The 17,247-nt window shown below is 68.4% G+C and carries 17 protein-coding genes; 13 read left to right on the forward strand and 4 right to left on the reverse strand.

Translation table 11 applies throughout. The features are described from left to right. The first annotated feature begins 4 nt into the window (after positions 1-4). From ACH0CP_RS09340 to alr, 8 genes are all read left to right on the forward strand, one after another. Positions 5-1,150, forward strand: coding sequence for an acyl-CoA dehydrogenase family protein (locus ACH0CP_RS09340; RefSeq protein ID WP_294442464.1), 1,146 nt, complete (start codon positions 5-7; stop codon positions 1,148-1,150). A gap of 99 nt (positions 1,151-1,249) precedes the next feature. Beyond that, positions 1,250-2,296 carry an enoyl-CoA hydratase/isomerase family protein gene (locus ACH0CP_RS09345; protein WP_294442463.1) on the forward strand — a complete coding sequence of 349 codons (1,047 nt, stop codon included), beginning with the start codon at positions 1,250-1,252 and terminating at the stop codon, positions 2,294-2,296. Positions 2,297-2,349: 53 nt separating this feature from the next. Beyond that, the gene (locus tag ACH0CP_RS09350; protein ID WP_294442462.1) at positions 2,350-3,132 is read left to right on the forward strand and encodes an enoyl-CoA hydratase-related protein; all 783 of its coding nucleotides are present in this window, start codon (positions 2,350-2,352) and stop codon (positions 3,130-3,132) included. A 130-nt stretch (positions 3,133-3,262) separates the two neighbouring features. After that, positions 3,263-4,144, forward strand: coding sequence for a 3-hydroxyisobutyrate dehydrogenase (gene mmsB, locus ACH0CP_RS09355; RefSeq protein ID WP_294442461.1), 882 nt, complete (start codon positions 3,263-3,265; stop codon positions 4,142-4,144). Next, positions 4,141-4,593 carry a GreA/GreB family elongation factor gene (locus tag ACH0CP_RS09360; RefSeq protein ID WP_294442460.1) on the forward strand — a complete coding sequence of 151 codons (453 nt, stop codon included), beginning with the start codon at positions 4,141-4,143 and terminating at the stop codon, positions 4,591-4,593. Before mmsB ends, ACH0CP_RS09360 begins: the two co-directional genes overlap by 4 nt. Positions 4,594-4,666: 73 nt before the next feature. Beyond that, a complete protein-coding gene (locus ACH0CP_RS09365) occupies positions 4,667-5,104 on the forward strand; it encodes a DUF3597 domain-containing protein (protein WP_294442459.1) in 438 nt (145 codons plus the stop codon). 55 nt (positions 5,105-5,159) lie between these two features. After that, positions 5,160-6,764 (forward strand): MFS transporter, encoded by a 1,605-nt coding sequence (locus tag ACH0CP_RS09370; protein ID WP_406875655.1) that lies wholly within the window; start codon positions 5,160-5,162, stop codon positions 6,762-6,764. 28 nt (positions 6,765-6,792) lie between these two features. After that, entirely contained in the window at positions 6,793-7,812 is a 1,020-nt protein-coding gene (alr, locus tag ACH0CP_RS09375; RefSeq protein ID WP_294442457.1) for an alanine racemase, read from the forward strand. Here alr and ACH0CP_RS09380 read toward each other — a convergent pair. Then, a complete protein-coding gene (locus ACH0CP_RS09380; protein ID WP_406875653.1) occupies positions 7,809-8,858 on the reverse strand; it encodes an alpha/beta hydrolase in 1,050 nt (349 codons plus the stop codon). The genes alr and ACH0CP_RS09380 overlap by 4 nt on opposite strands. Positions 8,859-8,875: 17 nt before the next feature. Between ACH0CP_RS09380 and phaR the strand changes: the two genes are divergently transcribed. Then, positions 8,876-9,427 carry a polyhydroxyalkanoate synthesis repressor PhaR gene (phaR, locus tag ACH0CP_RS09385; protein ID WP_294442455.1) on the forward strand — a complete coding sequence of 184 codons (552 nt, stop codon included), beginning with the start codon at positions 8,876-8,878 and terminating at the stop codon, positions 9,425-9,427. A gap of 58 nt (positions 9,428-9,485) precedes the next feature. On the opposite strand, the gene ACH0CP_RS09390 is transcribed toward phaR, so the two are convergent. Continuing rightward, entirely contained in the window at positions 9,486-10,283 is a 798-nt protein-coding gene (locus tag ACH0CP_RS09390; protein WP_294442454.1) for a class I SAM-dependent methyltransferase, read from the reverse strand. A gap of 78 nt (positions 10,284-10,361) precedes the next feature. Here ACH0CP_RS09390 and ACH0CP_RS09395 point away from each other — a divergent pair, with 78 nt between their 5' ends. Together ACH0CP_RS09395 and ACH0CP_RS09400 are read left to right on the forward strand one after the other, a co-directional pair. Then, complete coding sequence (locus tag ACH0CP_RS09395; protein ID WP_294442453.1) at positions 10,362-11,018, forward strand: allophanate hydrolase subunit 1; 657 nt, start codon at positions 10,362-10,364, stop codon at positions 11,016-11,018. Beyond that, positions 11,015-12,031: a biotin-dependent carboxyltransferase family protein gene (locus ACH0CP_RS09400; RefSeq protein WP_294442452.1), complete on the forward strand. Its 1,017-nt coding sequence runs from the start codon at positions 11,015-11,017 to the stop codon at positions 12,029-12,031. The genes ACH0CP_RS09395 and ACH0CP_RS09400 overlap by 4 nt, the downstream gene beginning before the upstream one ends. A 17-nt stretch (positions 12,032-12,048) precedes the next feature. Here ACH0CP_RS09400 and trpE read toward each other — a convergent pair whose 3' ends face one another. Both trpE and ACH0CP_RS09410 read right to left on the reverse strand, forming a co-directional pair. Further along, the gene (trpE, locus tag ACH0CP_RS09405) at positions 12,049-13,551 is read right to left on the reverse strand and encodes an anthranilate synthase component I (protein ID WP_294442451.1); all 1,503 of its coding nucleotides are present in this window, start codon (positions 13,549-13,551) and stop codon (positions 12,049-12,051) included. Then, positions 13,535-15,478, reverse strand: a complete 1,944-nt coding sequence (locus tag ACH0CP_RS09410; protein ID WP_294442450.1) for a peptidylprolyl isomerase — start codon at positions 15,476-15,478, stop codon at positions 13,535-13,537. The genes trpE and ACH0CP_RS09410 overlap by 17 nt, the downstream gene beginning before the upstream one ends. Before the next feature lie 78 nt (positions 15,479-15,556). On the opposite strand from ACH0CP_RS09410, the gene tpiA reads away from it, so the two are divergent. Both tpiA and ACH0CP_RS09420 read left to right on the forward strand, forming a co-directional pair. Then, entirely contained in the window at positions 15,557-16,294 is a 738-nt protein-coding gene (gene tpiA / locus ACH0CP_RS09415; protein ID WP_406888536.1) for a triose-phosphate isomerase, read from the forward strand. Between the two features lie 129 nt (positions 16,295-16,423). Further along, the gene (locus tag ACH0CP_RS09420; RefSeq protein WP_294442449.1) at positions 16,424-16,984 is read left to right on the forward strand and encodes a cupin domain-containing protein; all 561 of its coding nucleotides are present in this window, start codon (positions 16,424-16,426) and stop codon (positions 16,982-16,984) included. Positions 16,985-17,247 lie beyond the last annotated feature (263 nt).

Raw genomic sequence — 17,247 nt, forward strand, 5'->3', positions numbered from 1 at the left:
TAGAATGACTGACCAATTCGACCTCACTGATGACCAGCGCGAGATCCAGGAGCTCGCCCGGCGCTTCACGGCGGACCGGATCACGCCGTTCGCGGCAGAGTGGGACGAGAAGCACATCTTCCCCCGCGAGACGATCAAGGCTGCGGCGGAACTAGGCTTCGCCGCGATCTACGTCAGTGAGGAAAGCGGCGGGATCAATCTCGGCCGGCTGGAAGCAGCGCTGATCATGGAGGCGATGGCCTATGGCTGCCCCGCCACCAGCGCCTTCATCTCGATCCACAACATGGCGTCGTGGATGATCGACCGCTTCGGCTCGGACGATCTGAAGGGCCGCTATCTCCCCAGCCTCGTCACCATGGACAAGATGGCCAGCTATTGCCTGACGGAGCCGGGCTCCGGGTCCGACGCGGCAGCGCTGAAGACCAGCGCGCGGCTCGAGGGCGATCATTATATCGTCAACGGATCGAAGCAGTTCATCTCCGGCGCGGGCGAGAATGAAGTCTATGTCACCATGGTGCGCACGGGCGCGGAGGGGCCCAAGGGCATCTCCTGCCTCGTCATCGACAAGGACATGCCGGGCGTCTCCTTCGGCGCGAACGAGCGAAAGCTGGGTTGGCATGCGCAGCCCACGCGGCAGGTGCTTTTCGATAACGTGAAGGTGCCGGTGGCCAACCGCGTCGGGCAGGAAGGCGAGGGCTTCCGCTTCGCCATGATGGGCCTCGACGGCGGCCGCCTGAACATCGGCGCCTGCTCGCTCGGCGGGGCACAGCGCTGCCTCGACGAGGCGATCGCCTACACCAGGGATCGCCAGCAGTTCGGCCAGCGCATCGCCGATTTCCAGAACACCCAGTTCACGCTCGCCGACATGGACACCGAGCTTCAGGCCGCGCGCTACCTGCTCTATGTTGCCGCGGCCAAGGTGACCGCGAATGCACCGGACAAGACGCGCTTCGCCGCGATGGCGAAGCGGCTGGCGACCGACACCGGATCCTCGGTGGTCGATCGCGCGCTGCAGCTGCACGGCGGCTACGGTTACCTCATGGATTACCCGATCGAGCGCTTCTGGCGCGACCTGCGCGTCCATTCGATCCTCGAAGGCACCAACCAGGTGATGCGGATGATCGTCGGCCGCGAACTGACGCGCCAGTAACTGTCCAACATGCGGTTCGTGTGAGAGAAGATAGGAACGCGAACGAAACGAACGTCCTTATCTTCTCTCTCACGCGCACAAGTTTCGGGAATTTTGCGGATGACCAGTGACGTTCTGACCCTTGTCGACGGCCCGATCAGCCGCATCCGGCTGAACCGCCCGAAGGCGATCCACGCGCTGACCACTGCGATGTGCGTCGCCGTGCTCGACGCGCTGGAGGCTTGGCGCGCTGACGATGCGGTCCGGGCGATCATCATCGATCATGCCGAGGGGCGTGGCTTCTGCGCCGGCGGTGATATTCGCATGCTGGCCGACAGCGGCGCCAAGGACGGCGCGGAGGCGCGCCAGTTCTTCCACACCGAATACCGCATGAACCACCGGCTGTTCACCTACGCCAAGGACACGGTCGCCTTCATGGACGGCATCACCATGGGCGGCGGCGTCGGCATCTCGCAGCCGTGCCGCTATCGCGTGGCGACCGAGAACACGAAGTTCGCCATGCCCGAAACCGGGATCGGCCTGTTCCCGGATGTTGGTGGCGGCTGGTACCTCTCCCGCCTGCCGGGGCGGATGGGGCAATATCTCGCGCTGACCGGCCACCGCCTTGACGGTGCCGAGACGTTCGCGCTCGGCCTCGCCACGCATTACCTGCCGGCCGAGCAGGTCGAGGAGGCGAAGCGCCGCATCGCTGCCGATCCCACTGCGATCGCCGCGACGCTGGATACGCTGTCCACTGAGCCGGGGCAGGCGGCGCTGCTCGGCAACCGCGCGGAGATCGACCGGCTGTTCGCCTCTGACAAGCTCGAGGAAATCTACGCCGCGCTTGAGGCGGATGGCGGTGAGTTCGCGGCGGCAACGCTCGCGACGCTCAAGACCAAGTCGCCGCAGACGATGAAGGTCAGCCTCAAGCTGCTGAAGGATGGTAAGGGGATGGCGAGCTTTGCGGACGAGATGCGCCAGGAATATGCCGTCGGCGCGCGCGTTGTGCAGCGCCACGACTTTCTCGAAGGCGTCCGCGCGGTGATCGTCGACAAGGACAATGCGCCCAAATGGGAACCGGCGACGCCCGAGGGCGTCAGCGATCACGTGATCGACCAGATCTTCGCGCCGCTGCCCGACGCCGAGGCATGGACGCCGCACGACTGACCAATGAACCTCTCGCCGCCGGCAGTGCCGCGGCGAGGGATGGGGAGAGAACGATGACCGAATATGCCAATATCCTCGTTGAGCAGCGCGGTGCCGTCACGCTCGTCACGCTCAATCGCCCGCAGTCGCTGAATGCGCTGAACAGCGACGTCCTCGCCGACCTGTCGGCGGCGTTCGGTGCCTATGACAAGGACGAAAGCCAGCGTTGCCTCGTCCTCACCGGGTCCGGCGAAAAGGCGTTCGCTGCCGGCGCGGACATCAAGCAGATGGCCGACATGGCGGCGGCCGATTTCTTCCTGCAGGACTTCTTTGCCGGCTGGCAGACCGGCGTCGTCGCCACGCGCAAGCCGTGGATCGCGGCAGTCAACGGCTTCGCGCTGGGCGGTGGCTGCGAGCTCGCGATGATGGCTGACTTCATCTACGCCGCCGACACCGCGAAGTTCGGCCAGCCGGAGATCAAGCTTGGCGTGGCACCCGGCATGGGCGGCTCGCAGCGGCTGACCCGCGCGATCGGCAAGGCCAAGGCGATGGAAATGTGCCTCACCGGCCGGATGATGGATGCGGCCGAAGCGGAGCACTCGGGCCTCGTCGCCAAGGTCGTGCCGCTCGCCTCGCTGCTTGAAGAAACGTTGAAGACCGCCGCGCTCATTGCCTCGATGCCGCCGATGGCCGCGATGGTGAACAAGGAAATGGTCAACACCGCGTTCGAGACGAACCTCGCGCAGGGCATCCTGACCGAGCGTCGCCTGTTCCAGATCCTGACCGCGACCGAGGACAAGGCCGAGGGCATGGCCGCCTTCATCGAGAAGCGCCCAGGCGTCTGGAAGGGCCGGTGAGTCACGTTCCCCTCCCGCTGGCGGGAGGAGTTAGGGGAGAGCCCGTCCGCGGCATTGTCGCGGACCGGCACGGCCTCCCCCGATCCCTCCCGCGGACGGGAGGGAAAGTTGAAGATTAGGAGAGTTTGGCATGGCACGCGTCGCTTTCATCGGTCTGGGCAACATGGGCGGGGGCATGGCCGCGAACCTCGCCAAGGCGGGGCATGACGTACGCGCCTTCGACCTGAACGCCGAGGCGCTCGATCGCGCGAAGAAGGCCGGCTGCCTGCCCGTCGCGGGCGCGGCGGAAGCGGTGGAGGGCGCGGAAGCGATCATCACCATGCTTCCCGCCGGCAAGCATGTCGCACAGGTTTACGCCGACGCCGTCTTCGGCAAGGCCGCGCCCGGCGCGATCCTGATCGATTGCTCGACGATCGACGTCGCCACCGCGCGGCAGCTTGCCAGTGATGCGCAGGGCCGCGGTCTGGAAGCGGTCGACGCGCCGGTATCGGGCGGGATTGCCGCCGCCAATGGCGGGACGCTCACCTTCATGGTCGGCGGCTCGGAGGCCGGCTTCGCCGCGGCGCAGCCGTTCCTCGAGGACATGGGCAAGGCCGTGATCCACGCTGGTGCCAGCGGCGCGGGCCAGGCGGTGAAGATGTGCAACAACCTGATCCTCGCCGGCACGATGATCGCGACCTGCGAAGGCTTCGCGCTTGCCGAGAAGCTCGGGCTCGATCCGCAGGTGTTCTACGACATCTCCAGCAAGGCGACCGGCCAGAGCTGGTCGATGACCAGCTATTGCCCGCTGCCCGGCGTCGGGCCGGAAAGCCCCGCCGACCGCGATTATCAGGGCGGGTTCGCTGCCGCGCTGATGCTGAAGGACCTGCGCCTCGCCATGGCCGCTGCCGCCGAGGCGGGCGCGAACCTGCCGCTCGGCGCCCGCGCGACCGAGTTGTACGAGGCATTCGCCGCCGAGCACGGCAACCTCGATTTCTCCGCGATCATCAAGACGTCCCAAGGCCAGTCATGAGCGTCGCCTTCCGCCGCGAGAGCGATGAAGAACACAAGGAACCGCGCTTCGAGCTGCCACTGCCGTCTGGGCCCAATCTCGTCACCGAGCGGGGCCGCGCGCTGATCGACGAGCGGATTGCGGCGCTGGAGGCGGCGCTTCCCGCCGCCGACGAGCTTGGCCGCGAGGATATCGCGCGCCAGCTGCGCTACTGGAAAACGCGGCGGGCCACCGCGATCCTCGCGCCTGCGCCGCCGGCGGACGAGATCGCCTTCGGCAGCCGTGTGCGGTTCCGCCTGAACGGCAAGGAGCAGGAACTGAGGATCGTCGGCGACGACGAGGCTGATCCTGCGGCGGGGCTCATCGCATTCTCCGCGCCGCTCGCCCGCGCCATGATCGGCGCCTGCGAAGGTGACCTCGTCGCCTTCAACGGCCGCGAGGATGCGATCGAGATCCTTGCCATCGGGTGATCCTGCGCTGCGGGCGAGGCACCATCCCCCGCCCGCCGCGTTCCTGTCGCAGTGAAACGACAGGAGTGAGCACATGAGTATCTTCGGCTCGATCAAGAAGGCGATCTTCGGCGATCGCGGCCCCCTTGGTGGCCAGTTCTCCGGCAAGCCCGCTCCCGCGCCGCAAGCGGCCCCGCAAGCGACGCCGACACCTCAGCCCTCAGCCCCCGCCACGCCGCCGCCCGCGGCAACGCCTGCACCCGCCGCCGGGCCGGTCGACGTCGAAAAGGTGCTGAGCGATCTTGCCGCCAAGCATAGCGGCCCTGCGCTTAACTGGCGCACCTCGATCGTCGACCTGATGAAGCTGCTCGGCATCGATTCCAGCCTCGACAACCGCAAGGAGCTGGCGACCGAGCTTGGTTATACCGGCGCCAAGGACGGTTCGGCGGAAATGAACATCTGGCTGCACAAGGCCGTGATGCGAGAGCTGGAGAAGAACGGCGGCCTCGTCCCCGCCAGCCTCAAGGACTGATGCTTGCCGGCCCCTCCCGTTGCGCTAGACGAGCAACATAAGGGGAGGGGCCGACATGGCGACGATTGCGCCGACACACGATTCGCAGGAACCCGCGCCCAGCGACGTACGGCTGGTCATTTCCGCCTCGGCGCTCGGCACTGTCTTCGAATGGTATGATTTCTTCATCTACGGCACGCTTGCTGCGTCGGGCGTGATCGGGCGCACCTTCTTCCCCGCCGGGAACGAGATGGTGCAGGCGTTGCTCGCCTGGGCGGGGTTCGCGGTCGGGTTCGGCTTCCGCCCGCTCGGCGCCGTCGTGTTCGGCTACCTCGGCGATCGGCTGGGGCGCAAATACACCTTCCTCGTCACGATCGCGCTGATGGGCGTGGCGACTGCCGGCGTCGGCCTCGTTCCCTCTTACGAGGCGATCGGCATGGCCGCGCCGATCATCGTCATCCTGCTTCGCATCGCGCAGGGGCTGGCGCTGGGCGGCGAATATGGCGGCGCCGCGGTCTATGTGGCGGAGCACTCGCCGCCGGGCAAAAGCGGCTTCTACACCAGCTTCATCCAGGCGGGCGTCGCTGGCGGCTTCGTCCTCAGCCTTGCGGTGGTGCTCGGCTTCAAGGCGATCATCCCCGCCGATGCCTGGGGCGCTTGGGGCTGGCGCACGCCGTTCCTGTTCTCGATCGTGCTGCTCGTCATCTCGCTGTGGATGCGCGTGAAGCTGTCCGAAAGCCCGGTGTTTAAGCAGATGCGCGCGGCAGGCGAGACGGTGGCGAACCCGGTCAAGCGCAGCTTCACCTATCCCGGCAATCTGAAGCGCATGTTCGTAGCGATGATCGGCATCGCCGCCGGTCTGACGGTGATCTGGTACACCTCGATGTTCAGCGTCCTCTCCTTCCTGCAGACGACGATGCAGGTGGAGGAGACGACGGCGCAGCTTCTGTCCGGCGCGGGCGCGCTGATGGGGCTGTTCTGGTTCGTCTATTTCGGCCGCCTGTCGGATCGGATCGGGCGCAAGAAGCCGATCGTGATCGGCTACGCCCTGACGCTCGTCCTGCTGTTCCCGATCTTCTGGCTGATCGCAGCAGCTGCCAACCCGGGGCTGGCCCGAGCCGGCGAGGTATCGCCGGTGGTCGTCGCCGGGCCGGATTGCACCTACAGCCCCTTCGCCGCCAAACAGAAGACGGAGTGCGGCCAGCTGCTCGACGTGCTGTCCAAGAAGGGCGTGCCGTACACCACAGCGCAGGCGCCCGAGACGAGCCTGACGATCGGCGCGCAGCCGATCGCGGATCGCTCGCCCGAAGCGATCGACCGGGCGCTCACCGCTGCCGGCTATGACTTGACGAAGGTCGTGCCGGGGGCGGGCAACGTCGCGCTGATCCTGCTCGCGATCCTGGCGATCACTGGCCTATCCGGCATCACCTATGGCCCGGTGGCGGCGGCGCTGGCGGAGATGTTCCCGCCCGAGATCCGCTATTCCTCGCTCTCGATCCCGTATCACCTCGGCACCGGTTACTTCGGCGGATTCCTGCCCTTCATCAGCCAGTATATCGTGGCGCGCACCGGTAATCCGTTCGCCGGCCTGTGGTACACTTGGGGCATCACGCTCGTCGCGCTGATCGTGTGCGTGATCTGGCTGCGCGACGATGCGGATGGGCGCGCCACGGTGGCATGATCGCGCTGGCGGCGCTAACGCCGCGCGCATGAATGCTCCCAGTCGTTTGCGTCTCGATGGTTCCGCCCTTGCCGATAACTGGCGCGCCCTGGCACGGCTGAGCGGCAGCGCCGCCTGCGGCGCGGCGGTGAAGGCGGACGGGTACGGCCTCGGCGCGCGCGAGGTGGTGCAGCGGCTGGCAGGGGCAGGGTGCCGCGACTTCTTCGTCGCCAGTTGGGCCGAGGCAGTGGCGCTGGGGGATCTCGGCGTTTCGCTGTCTGTCCTCCACGGCGTGCGCGCCGCGGATCTGCCGCTGGCCGGTGTCGCGCGCCCGGTGCTCAACTCGCCCGAGCAGGTGCAGCGCTGGCGAGAGGCAGGCGGCGGCGACTGCGACGTGATGGTGGATACGGGGATGAACCGGCTGGGCGTGGCGCCGGCTGACATTGCCGCCGGCCTGCTGGACGGCCTGACGGTGGAGACGCTGATCAGCCACCTTGCGTGCGCCGACGAGGATTCGGCGATGAACGCCGAGCAGCGCGCGGTCTTCACCGGCATCGCTGACCGCGCGAACGCCCGCCGGCTCAGTCTCGCTAACTCCGCCGGCGTGGCGCTGGGCACGGACTATGCCTTCGACCTGACCCGCCCGGGCCTCGCGCTTTACGGCGGCGTGCCGCGGGCAGAGCTGGCCGGCGTGATCCGCCCGGTGGTGACGATCGAAGCCGAGGTACTGCAACGCCGCCGCGTGCCGGCTGGCAGCAAGGTCGGGTACAATGCCACCTGGACCGCGCCCGAGGATCGGGAGGTGGCAGTCGTCAATCTTGGCTACGCCGACGGCTATCGCCGGGCCTTCTCCAGCCGCGGCACCGCCTTTGTCGGCGATCGGGCGCTCCCGGTGGTCGGCCGCGTGTCGATGGATCTGACCGCGGTGGACGTGACCGGCGTGGATGTCGCGGAAGGGGATTGGCTCGCGTTCGATCCCGATCTGCCAAGCGCCGCCTCGGCATCGGGCGAATCGCAATACGAGCTTCTCACCGGCCTCGGCCGGCGGTTCGCCCGGGTCTGGGTCTAGATCCCGCCTAGCCAGTCGCGCAGCGGCTCCCACAGCTGCGCGCGGGCGCGGCTGCCGACCACCATGCCGACGTGCCCCGCGCCGAGGTCGCGCCGGTCGGGCAGGCCGATGGCGGTCGCGGCCGGCACGATCCGGTCGCCCAGCGACACGAACTCGGTCGCCGGACAGGGCAGGGCAAGCGGGTCGACCGTCACACCCGCCACCTTCCACGCGCCGCGCCCGGGCAGGTCCGCAACCAGCATCCGCTCGAACAATTCCGCCCCCGCAGCATAGGTGAGCGGTGCCCCGGCGTTGGCCCAGTCCTCCATCGCGACGAACATCGCGGCGGCATCGCCGGACATGTCGGCAAACGCTTCGTACTTGGCGATCGTGCGCGCGGGATCCAGCTTCCAGAACCCGGCCTGCAGCACTTCGATGGGCACGAGGCCCAGCTGCGCGCAGCCGGGCTCGGCGGCGGACCATAACGCCGCCATGTGTGCGCGGGCCGCGTCGCCGTAACCATCGAAATGCCACGGCGCAGCAATCGTCGCGACGCCGGCCGTGAGGCCGCTCGCAGCCGCGGCAAGGCTCATCGTCCCGCCCAGGCAGTAGCCGACGAGGATCGGCGGCACGTGGAAGCGCCGCAGCAACGGCAGCAGCAATTGCTCGATATGACCGGTGACGCTCTGCGCCCGATCGGCGGGCGCTGGCTCCCCCCAGTCGAGCAGCCACACGCGAAATCCCTGTGTCGCGAGCCAGCGCACCAGCGAGCGTTCCGGCATCAGATCGAGGATGAAGGGCGGGTTGATCAGCGACGGCACGATCAGCACCGGCCGCCCGCTGCCGCCATAATCACGCAGCCGCGCGCGGCCCTGTCGCCGCTTCACGGGCGCCATGGTGCGGCGCACCCGCGGCGCCTCCTGATAGCGGCGCAGCCCCGCCAGCGCCCTTGCCTGCCGCTCCGCTGATGTTGCGGTTTCGCTGCGCAGCATCTCCAAGAAGAGCGGCAGCGGGCGCGGGCCATGTTGCGGCGCCGCAAGAGATGATGTAGCCCTCGAAACCATCATAAAAGCGGGGGCCCGCGATGAAGAAGCAGCACGACGCCGATGGCTTGGTCGTCATCAAGAAATACGCGAATCGCCGGCTCTACAACACTGAAAGCTCGTCCTACATCACGCTCGATCACCTTGCCGCGATGACGCGCCAGGGCCGCGAGTTCAAGGTCGTCGATGCGAAGACCGATGAGGATATTACGCACAATGTTCTGACGCAGATCATCATGGAAGAGGAAGGTCGCGGCGCAACGCCGATGCTGCCGGTGAATTTCCTCCGCCAGCTGATCGCGATGTACGGCGATTCGATGCAGGCGATGGTGCCGGGGTACCTCGAGGAATCGATGGAGAGCTTCCGCCGCAATCAGGCGCAGTTCAAATCCGCCGTGGAAGGTGCCTTCGCGGGCTCGCCGTTCGCCGAGATGGCGAAGCGCAACATGGCGATGTTCGAGGCGGCGACCAGCGCGTTCAAGCCGCAGAACCAGCCCGCGTCGCCGGCTCCTGCCGCCAGCAAGGATGACGAGATCGCCGCGCTGAAGGCGGAACTCGCGAAGCTTCAGGAAAAGGTCGACAAGCTCGGCTGACGCCGCCGCGGCGTCACCCGGCCGCCCTGGGCGGATGACGCGCAGCGAGCCGATCGACTCAGTTCGGCTTCACGAACTTCAGGGTGAAGCGATCGCTTTCGCCGATCGCGGTGTACTTGGCGCGGTCCTGATCCTTCAGCGTCAGCGTCGGCGGCAGCGTCCACACGCCGCCCGGATGATCATGCGTGTCCTTCGGGTTCGCATTCACCTGGCTCTCCCCGGCCAGCTTGAACCCCGCCGCCTCGGCCAGCCGGACGACCGTCGAGCGCTTGATATAGCCGCTCTTCTTCTCGAGCGCGGTGTCCATGTCCTCCGGCAGGCGGTGATCGACGACGCCCAACGTGCCGCCCGGCTTCAGCGCGGTGAAGAAGGCGGCAAAGGCGCCGGCCGCCGCCTTCGGATCGTCGTTCATCAGCAGGTTGTGGACGTTGCGGAACGTCAGCACCACGTCGGCGCTGCCGGCGGGCACCGTGCTGGTGCCAGCGGCGGGATCCAGCGTCGCCACACTCGTGGTGCCGAACCATGCCTGCTTCGCTGCCAGCATCTTCTGCGCGCCCTCGACGCCGCGCGCCGGAACCAGCGCGACATAGCTGCCCTTGCCGTTCACCAGCGGCGCGAGGATCTCGGTGTACCAGCCGCCGCCTGGGCTGAATTCCACCACCGTGTCGGTCGGCTTCACGCCGAAGAAGGCAAGCGTTTCGGCGGGATGGCGATATTGGTCACGCGCGCGGTTGGCGGCGCTGCGCTGCCCGTCGGCAATCGCCGCCTTGATTTCGGCGGATGGGGTGGCGGCAGGCGTCGCGGCGATCGCGGTTGCACTGGCAAGCAGAAGGGTCGCAAAGGCGATGGTGCGCATTATGTCTCTCTCCCGGGGAGTGTTCTGCTGCGGGTGTGGAGGCAAGCAGATGGTTACGCAAGCGGTACCAGATCCGGCATGACGGGTCCGGTGTTCCGTCCCGCGGGCGCGGGGGCGCTGCTGGTGGATTTCGGCGGCGGCATCGACGAGGCGATCTTCGCCCGCGTGGTCGCGCTGGATCACGCTCTTACAGCAGCGCCGCCGCGCGGGCTGACGGAGACGGTGCCGGCCTATACCAGCCTGCTGCTCGTGTTCGATCCGCTGGTGACCGATCACGCCGCCATCGAGCGCCATGTCGCGCCGCTTGCGGCTGACGCCCCCGCCGGCTTCGCCGATGCCGCGACACATGAGGTGCCGGTCCGCTACGGCGGCGATGACGGGCCGGATCTCGCCGAAGTGGCCGATCGCCTGGGGATGTCGCCAGAGGCCGTAGTCGCGGCGCATCTGGCCGGCGACTACCGCGTCTTCATGTACGGCTTCGCGCCCGGCTACGCTTATCTCGGCGGCGTGCCGGGGCCGCTACACCTGCCGCGCAAGGAAGCGGCGGTGCGCGGGCATCCGGTCGGCAGCGTCATGATCGCCGGGCCGCAATGCCTCATCACCACCTTGCCGATGCCCACCGGCTGGTGGGTGATCGGCCGCACGCCGCTACGCGTGCTCGATGCGACGGCCGACAAGCCGTTCCGCTTCGAGCCTGGAGACCGCGTTCGCTTCACCCGGAGCGCGGCGACATGACGGCTGGGCGGCTGCGCGTGGAGGCGGCGGGGCCGCTCACGAGCGTGCAGGATCGCGGCCGCCCCGGTTGGCGGCGCTTCGGTGTGCCGCCGTCCGGCCCTGTCGATCGCCGCGCCTTCGCTGGCGCGCTTGCCGCGATCGGGGCGGAGGCGGATGGAGCTGCTATCGAACTGTCGCTCGGCGGCCTCACAATGGTGTGCGAGGAAGCGCCGGTCTCGATCGCGCTGACGGGCGCTGCATCGGCAGCGATCGACGGAGCGGAGATCGGCGACTGGTGCGTCGCGACCCTCAAGCCTGGGATGCGCTGCCGGATCCGCCAGCACGGGGGCAATTGGGGTTATCTCGCCGTCGCCGGCCGGATCGGTCGGCCGCGCTGGCTCGGCAGTGCCGCCACGCACCTGATCGCCGGTCTCGGCGGTGGCCGGATTGCTGAGGGCGACGTGCTGGCCATCGCCGACGCGGCGGCCGACCTTACCGCCGCCGCGATTCCGTCGCCGGAGGCCCAGCCTATCACCATTGCACGTGTCCTGCTCGGCCCGCAGCAGCGCTATTTCGACGACGCTGTGCTGGCCACACTGGCGGCGCAGCCCTTTGCGGCGAGCGCGCGGTTCGATCGCATGGGCATGGTGCTGGATGGTCCGCTGTTGCCGCCGACGCGGATCGACATGCCGAGCGAACCGGCGGTGCGCGGCGCGCTACAGGTGGACGGGGCAGGCCGGGTCAGCCTGCTGACGGCCGATCACCAGACGACCGGCGGCTATCCCCGGATCGCGGTGGTAATCGAACCGGACATCGATCGTATCGCCCAATTGCCGCCGGGCGCGCCGCTACGCTTCGCGATCGTCGAGCCGGATGAAGCGGTCGCGCTCACCCGTGCCGCCGCCGCGCGAGACGCGGCGTGGCTCTCGCGAATCGCCGCAGCGCGCCGCACGCGACCATCGCTGCTGGACGCGAACCTTATCGGCGGCGTGGTCGACGCACTCGGTGATCCATTGCTGTCGAACGGAAGCTGACCGTCAGACGTGGCAGATTACTGCCCGAATCCGCCCGCGCTTGCCTGTGCGATCGCCTCGCGCGCCGCCGCCAGCAACGCGCCCGCCTTCGCCTCGCATTCGCGTTGCTCGTACGCCGGGTCGCTATCGGCGACGATGCCAGCGCCGGCCTGGACGTGGATCTGCCCGTCCTTCACCACCGCGGTGCGCAGCACGATGCACGAATCCATCGAACCGTCGGGGGAGAAATAGCCGACGCCGCCAGCGTACGCGCCGCGCTTCTCCTGCTCCAGCTCGGCGATGATCTGGCACGCGCGCACCTTGGGCGCGCCGCTGACGGTGCCTGCCGGGAAGCCGGCGAACAGCGCGTCGATCGCGTCATGCTTCGAGTCCAGCCGCCCCACCACATTCGACACGATGTGCATGACGTGGCTGTAGAATTCGACCGTGTAGCTGTCGGTGACGCTCACCGATCCCGCTTCGGAGACGCGGCCGACGTCGTTGCGCCCCAGATCGAGCAGCATCAGATGCTCGGCGCGCTCCTTGGGATCGGCGAGCAGGCTGGCCCGGTTCGCCTCATCCTCGCTTGCCGTCTTGCCCCGCGGCCGCGTGCCGGCGATCGGGCGGATCGTGACTTCGCCGTCACGCACCCGCACCAGGATCTCGGGGCTCGATCCCGTCAGCGCGAAGCCCGGCAGGTCCAGATGATAGAGGAAGGGCGAGGGGTTGATCCGCCGCAGCGCGCGGTACAGCTCGAACGGCGGCAGCCTGAAGGGCGCGGTGAAGCGCTGCGCCAGCACCACCTGAAAGATGTCGCCCGCGACGATATAATCCTTCGCCCGGCGCACCATCTCGGCATAGCGGCCCTCGGGCAAGGTCGGCGTCAGCGCGATCTCGCCCGGCTCGCCCTGCGCCCGCGGCGGCAGCGTGCCGGCCGCGAGCCTCGCCTCGGCCGCATCCAGCCGCTCCTCCGCCTCTGCGACGATCGCCGCGGTATCGCGTGCTTCGTCCGGCCACACCGGCGCGACGAGGAACAGCGCGTCGGCCAGCCGGTCGAACACCAGGATCACCGTCGGCCGAACGAACATCATGTCGGGAAGACCAAGCGCGTCCACCTCGCGCGGCGGCAGCTTCTCGACCAGCCCGATCGTCTCATAGCCGAAATAGCCGACGAGGCAGGCGAGCGCGCGCGGCAGCTCGTCGGGCACCTCCATCCGGCACGAGGCGACCAGCGCGCGCAGCGCGTCGAGCGTCGGCGCGGTGCAGGGCTCGAACGCCGAACGATCCGTCAGCCAGTGGCGATTGATCGCCGCCTGATTGCCCTCGGCACGAAAGACCAAGTCGGGGGCAAGGCCGATCAGGCTGTGCCGCCCGCGCACCGCGCCGCCTTCGACCGATTCGAGCAGGAAGTCGCCGCGCCCCGGCTCGATCAGCTTCAGCGCAGCGGCAACCGGCGTCTCGGTGTCGGCGATCCGGCGCCGCCAGACGAGCGCCGGCTGCCCCGCCGCCAGGGCTTCGGCCGGCTTACGGATTGGAGCCACCCTGGCCGTTCAGCGCCGCCTTCACCTTGGCGATCGCTTCCGGATTGCGCGTCACCTTCAGCTTCGCCTTCACCGCCTCGGTGAACTGCTGCGCATATTCGGCACCGACGAAGCGGCCCAGGTCCTGCCGCGTGGAGGCGACGACCGGCGGCACCTTCGCGGCGTCACCCGGCGAGATCTGGTTGAGCTTCACGATCAGCCAGCCCTTGCCGTCGGGCGATTCAAGCATCTTGGCGGTGCCGCCCTTCATGCTGAACAGCAGCGCCAGCACCGGGTTCGGCCCGCGCGGATCGGCATTGATCTGCGCGCGTGCGGCCACCACCCGGTCGACCTCGCCGCCGACCACCTTCGCTTCGGACAGCGCCTGCTGCAGAGTCTTGCCGCCGTTCACCGCCGCCAGCACCTTGGTGGCCGCAGCGCGGGCGGCGCGGCGCGCGCGGTCGTCGGCGACGTCCACGATCACCTGGTCGCGCACCTGTGCGAAGGGGCGGGGGGCGGCGCGGACCACGCGGTCGAGCGCGACGAGGGCGAAGCTGCCGTCGGGGCCGGTCTGTACCACCTGCGGATCGTCGCCTTCCTCGGATTGGAAGCCCGCCGACAGGATCGGCGCCAGCGCCGGATCGGGCTTGTAGGCGGGGTTTGCGGGGTCGGTGCCGGCCGCCGTCAGCGGCGGCGTGGTCGCCGCGTTCAGCTTCTGGTCCGCGACCAGTTCGGAGAAGTTCGCATTGTCGCCGATCGCGCCTTCCAGCGCCTCGCGGATGCCGTTCAGCGCTTCCGCCGTCTTCGACTTGGTCAGTTCCTCGACCAGCGTGCCGCGCGCTTCGGCCAGCGACTTGCCGGGCACCTGCGCCACGCCGTCCACCTTGCCGACGACGAAGCCGATCGGCCCGCGCACCGGCCCGATCACGCCGCCGGTGGCTGCCGCGAATGCTGCGTCCGCCACCGCGGTCGAGGTCGCCTGCGTCAGTGCGCCCTTATCCTGCCCTTCCAGCTTGCGTGCCTCGAGGCCCGCCGCACGTGCTGCGTCGCCCACGGACGCGCCGCCGCGCACTTTGGCCGCTAGCGCATTGGCCGCATTCTGGTCGAGCACGGTGACGAGCGAGACGGTGCGGGTCTGCCGCGCTGCCCAGCGTGCCTTGTCGCCGTTATAGGCCTTGGCGATGTCCGCATCGGTCGGCGTCGCGCGCGCCTTCACCGCCTCGGGCGTGACGATCGCGTAGCGCATCACGCGCCGCTCGGGCACCGAATAGCGCGCCGTGTTGCGGCCGTACCATTCCTGCAGTTCCTTCTCGGTCGGCGCAGCGCCCGATCCGACGCCGGTCGACGGGATCATCGCGACATCGCCGGCGCGCCGCTCCAGCAGCAGCGAGGCATAGGGGAGGGCGAGTGACGCCGGAACCTGGCTCGCGCCAAGCTGCGGGCGGACGAGGAACTGCACCATCGTCTCGCGCGCGATGTCGCCCTGCACCTGCGCATCGGTCAGCCGGTTGCGCGCCAGCACCTGCTCGTAGATCGCCTGGTCGAACTTGCCCGTCGGCCCTTGCAGCGCCGGAATGTTGCGCAGCTCGCTGCCCACCAGCGCACGGCTCACCACCATGCCCTGCTGCTTGCCATATTCGGCCAGCGCCAGTCCGTTGACGATCCGGTTCAGGACGCTGTCGACGCCGCCGGCGTTGACGAACTGCGCCATGTCGACGCCCGGGTTGTTCTGCTGCGCGGCGCGAAGCTCGCTTTGCGAACGCTCGGTGAGTTCCTGCTCGCTCACTTTCTCGCCGCCGACGCTCGCGACAGAGCTGCCGGTGATGCCGGTGCTCCTGAGGCCAGTGATGTCGCCGAGCGCGAACGCCAGCGCGATGATGCCCAGGACAAGGCCCGAAACGATCACGCCGACGCGCGAATTGATGATCCGACGGAAGAAACCGAGCATGAAGCGCCAATCTGTTGAACGGCGCTCGCTTTAAGGGGGCGCCTTCGTTACCGCAACGGCCGCAACAATCTGGGAGGGATCATGCGGCGGAAGTTCGTAGCCGGAAACTGGAAGATGAACGGCAACCTGGCAGCTTTGGCAGAACTTGATGCGATCGGCGCCAGCCTGGAAGCCACCGTCGATGTCGCCATCGCCGTCCCCGCAACCTTGATCCACCCCGCCGCTGCCCGCGCGAAATTTCCGATTGGCGCCGAGGACGTGCACGGCCAGGACAGCGGCGCGCATACCGGAGACGTCTCCGTTCCGATGGTGAAGGAAGCGGGCGCCAACTTCTCCATCGTCGGCCACTCCGAACGCCGTCAGGGCCATGGCGAAACCGATGCCGATGTGAAGGCGAAGGCCGAGGCCTGCCGCCGCCACGGCCTCGATGCGATCCTGTGCGTCGGCGAAACGCTGGAACAGCGCAGCGCCGGCGAAGCGGAAGCGGTAGTCACCGCGCAGGTGCTCGCCTCGCTGCCCGACGGCGCCGGCGGTGACTGGCTGGCGATCGCGTACGAACCAATGTGGGCGATCGGCACCGGCCAGGTGGCGACGGTCGCCGACGTCGAGGCGATGCATGCGGCGATCCGGGCGGCGCTGGTGAAGGCACTGGGCGAGGAGACCGGCCAGGCGATTCGCCTGCTTTATGGCGGTTCGGTAACGGCGGAAAACGCGCCCGGCTTGCTCCATGCGGCCGAGGTAGACGGCGCTCTCGTCGGTGGCGCGAGCCTGACGGCGGCGAAGTTCGTGCCTATCATCCGCGCGGCCATCGCCTGAACCTAAGCATGGGCGCCTGGCCGGCGCCCAGCACAGGCGTGACGCATCATAAGCGGCGTGCGCTTGCCCAACGTGCGGTTCGGCACGATCCTGTCGCGACCGTGCGACCGCGCCCAACAGGAGAGGATGATGCCCGAACCGTTACCACCCGTGCGTCGAATCGTGACGGCGATCGACGACGCCGGGCAATCCTATATCGCCGAGGCTGGCGAGAGCCCGGCGACGCTGATGCTGCCCGGCTCGCCCTATCGCAACGCGAACCTGTGGCGCACCGGGTCAGCGCCAAGCCCCGTGGAGGCGCCGGACGACATCACCGCGCACAAGGGCGTTCTCCCGCCGCCGGGCGGCAGCGTGCTCCGCGTGATCGACTTCCCGCCGATGGTCGCCAGCCGCGAGGAGCAGGCCGCGCTCACGGCGCGCGTGTTCGCGGAGCTTTACCCCGACGCCGATCATCACGCCGGTTCGAGCCGCAGCGCCAGCATGCACACCACCGACACGATCGATTATGCGATCGTGCTGGCGGGCGAGATCTGGGCGGTGATGGACCGCGACGAGACGCTGATGCGCACCGGCGACATCCTGATCCAGCGCGGCACCGCCCACGGCTGGGAAAACCGCTCCGGCGAAATGGCGCGCGTCGCCTTCGTGCTGATTGACGGCACACGCGAGGGAAAAAACCGGCGAAGCTGATCGGGGTGCCTTGCCTGAAGCGGGCAACCGCGACGGGAAAGCCGGTTGCCGCGAATGCTACAATGGCGTCGCCTGGGGCGTGGAACCGTCCAAGGGTACGGCGAAGATCCGGCTCGATCGCTGGTCCGTCACCTACCTTTAGAACGCCGGATCAGTGTGGCCGGTGGTGCCGCTCCGCTGTCCTACAGCCCGCCCGGCGTGGCATGACATGGCGGATGAGCGAGCGCCCGTCAGATCCCAATGTTGAGGCCGACGCGAAAAAC

Source organism: Sphingomonas sp. 179-I 2A4 NHS, assembly GCF_045369135.1.
Classification (GTDB): Bacteria; Pseudomonadota; Alphaproteobacteria; order Sphingomonadales; family Sphingomonadaceae; genus Sphingomonas.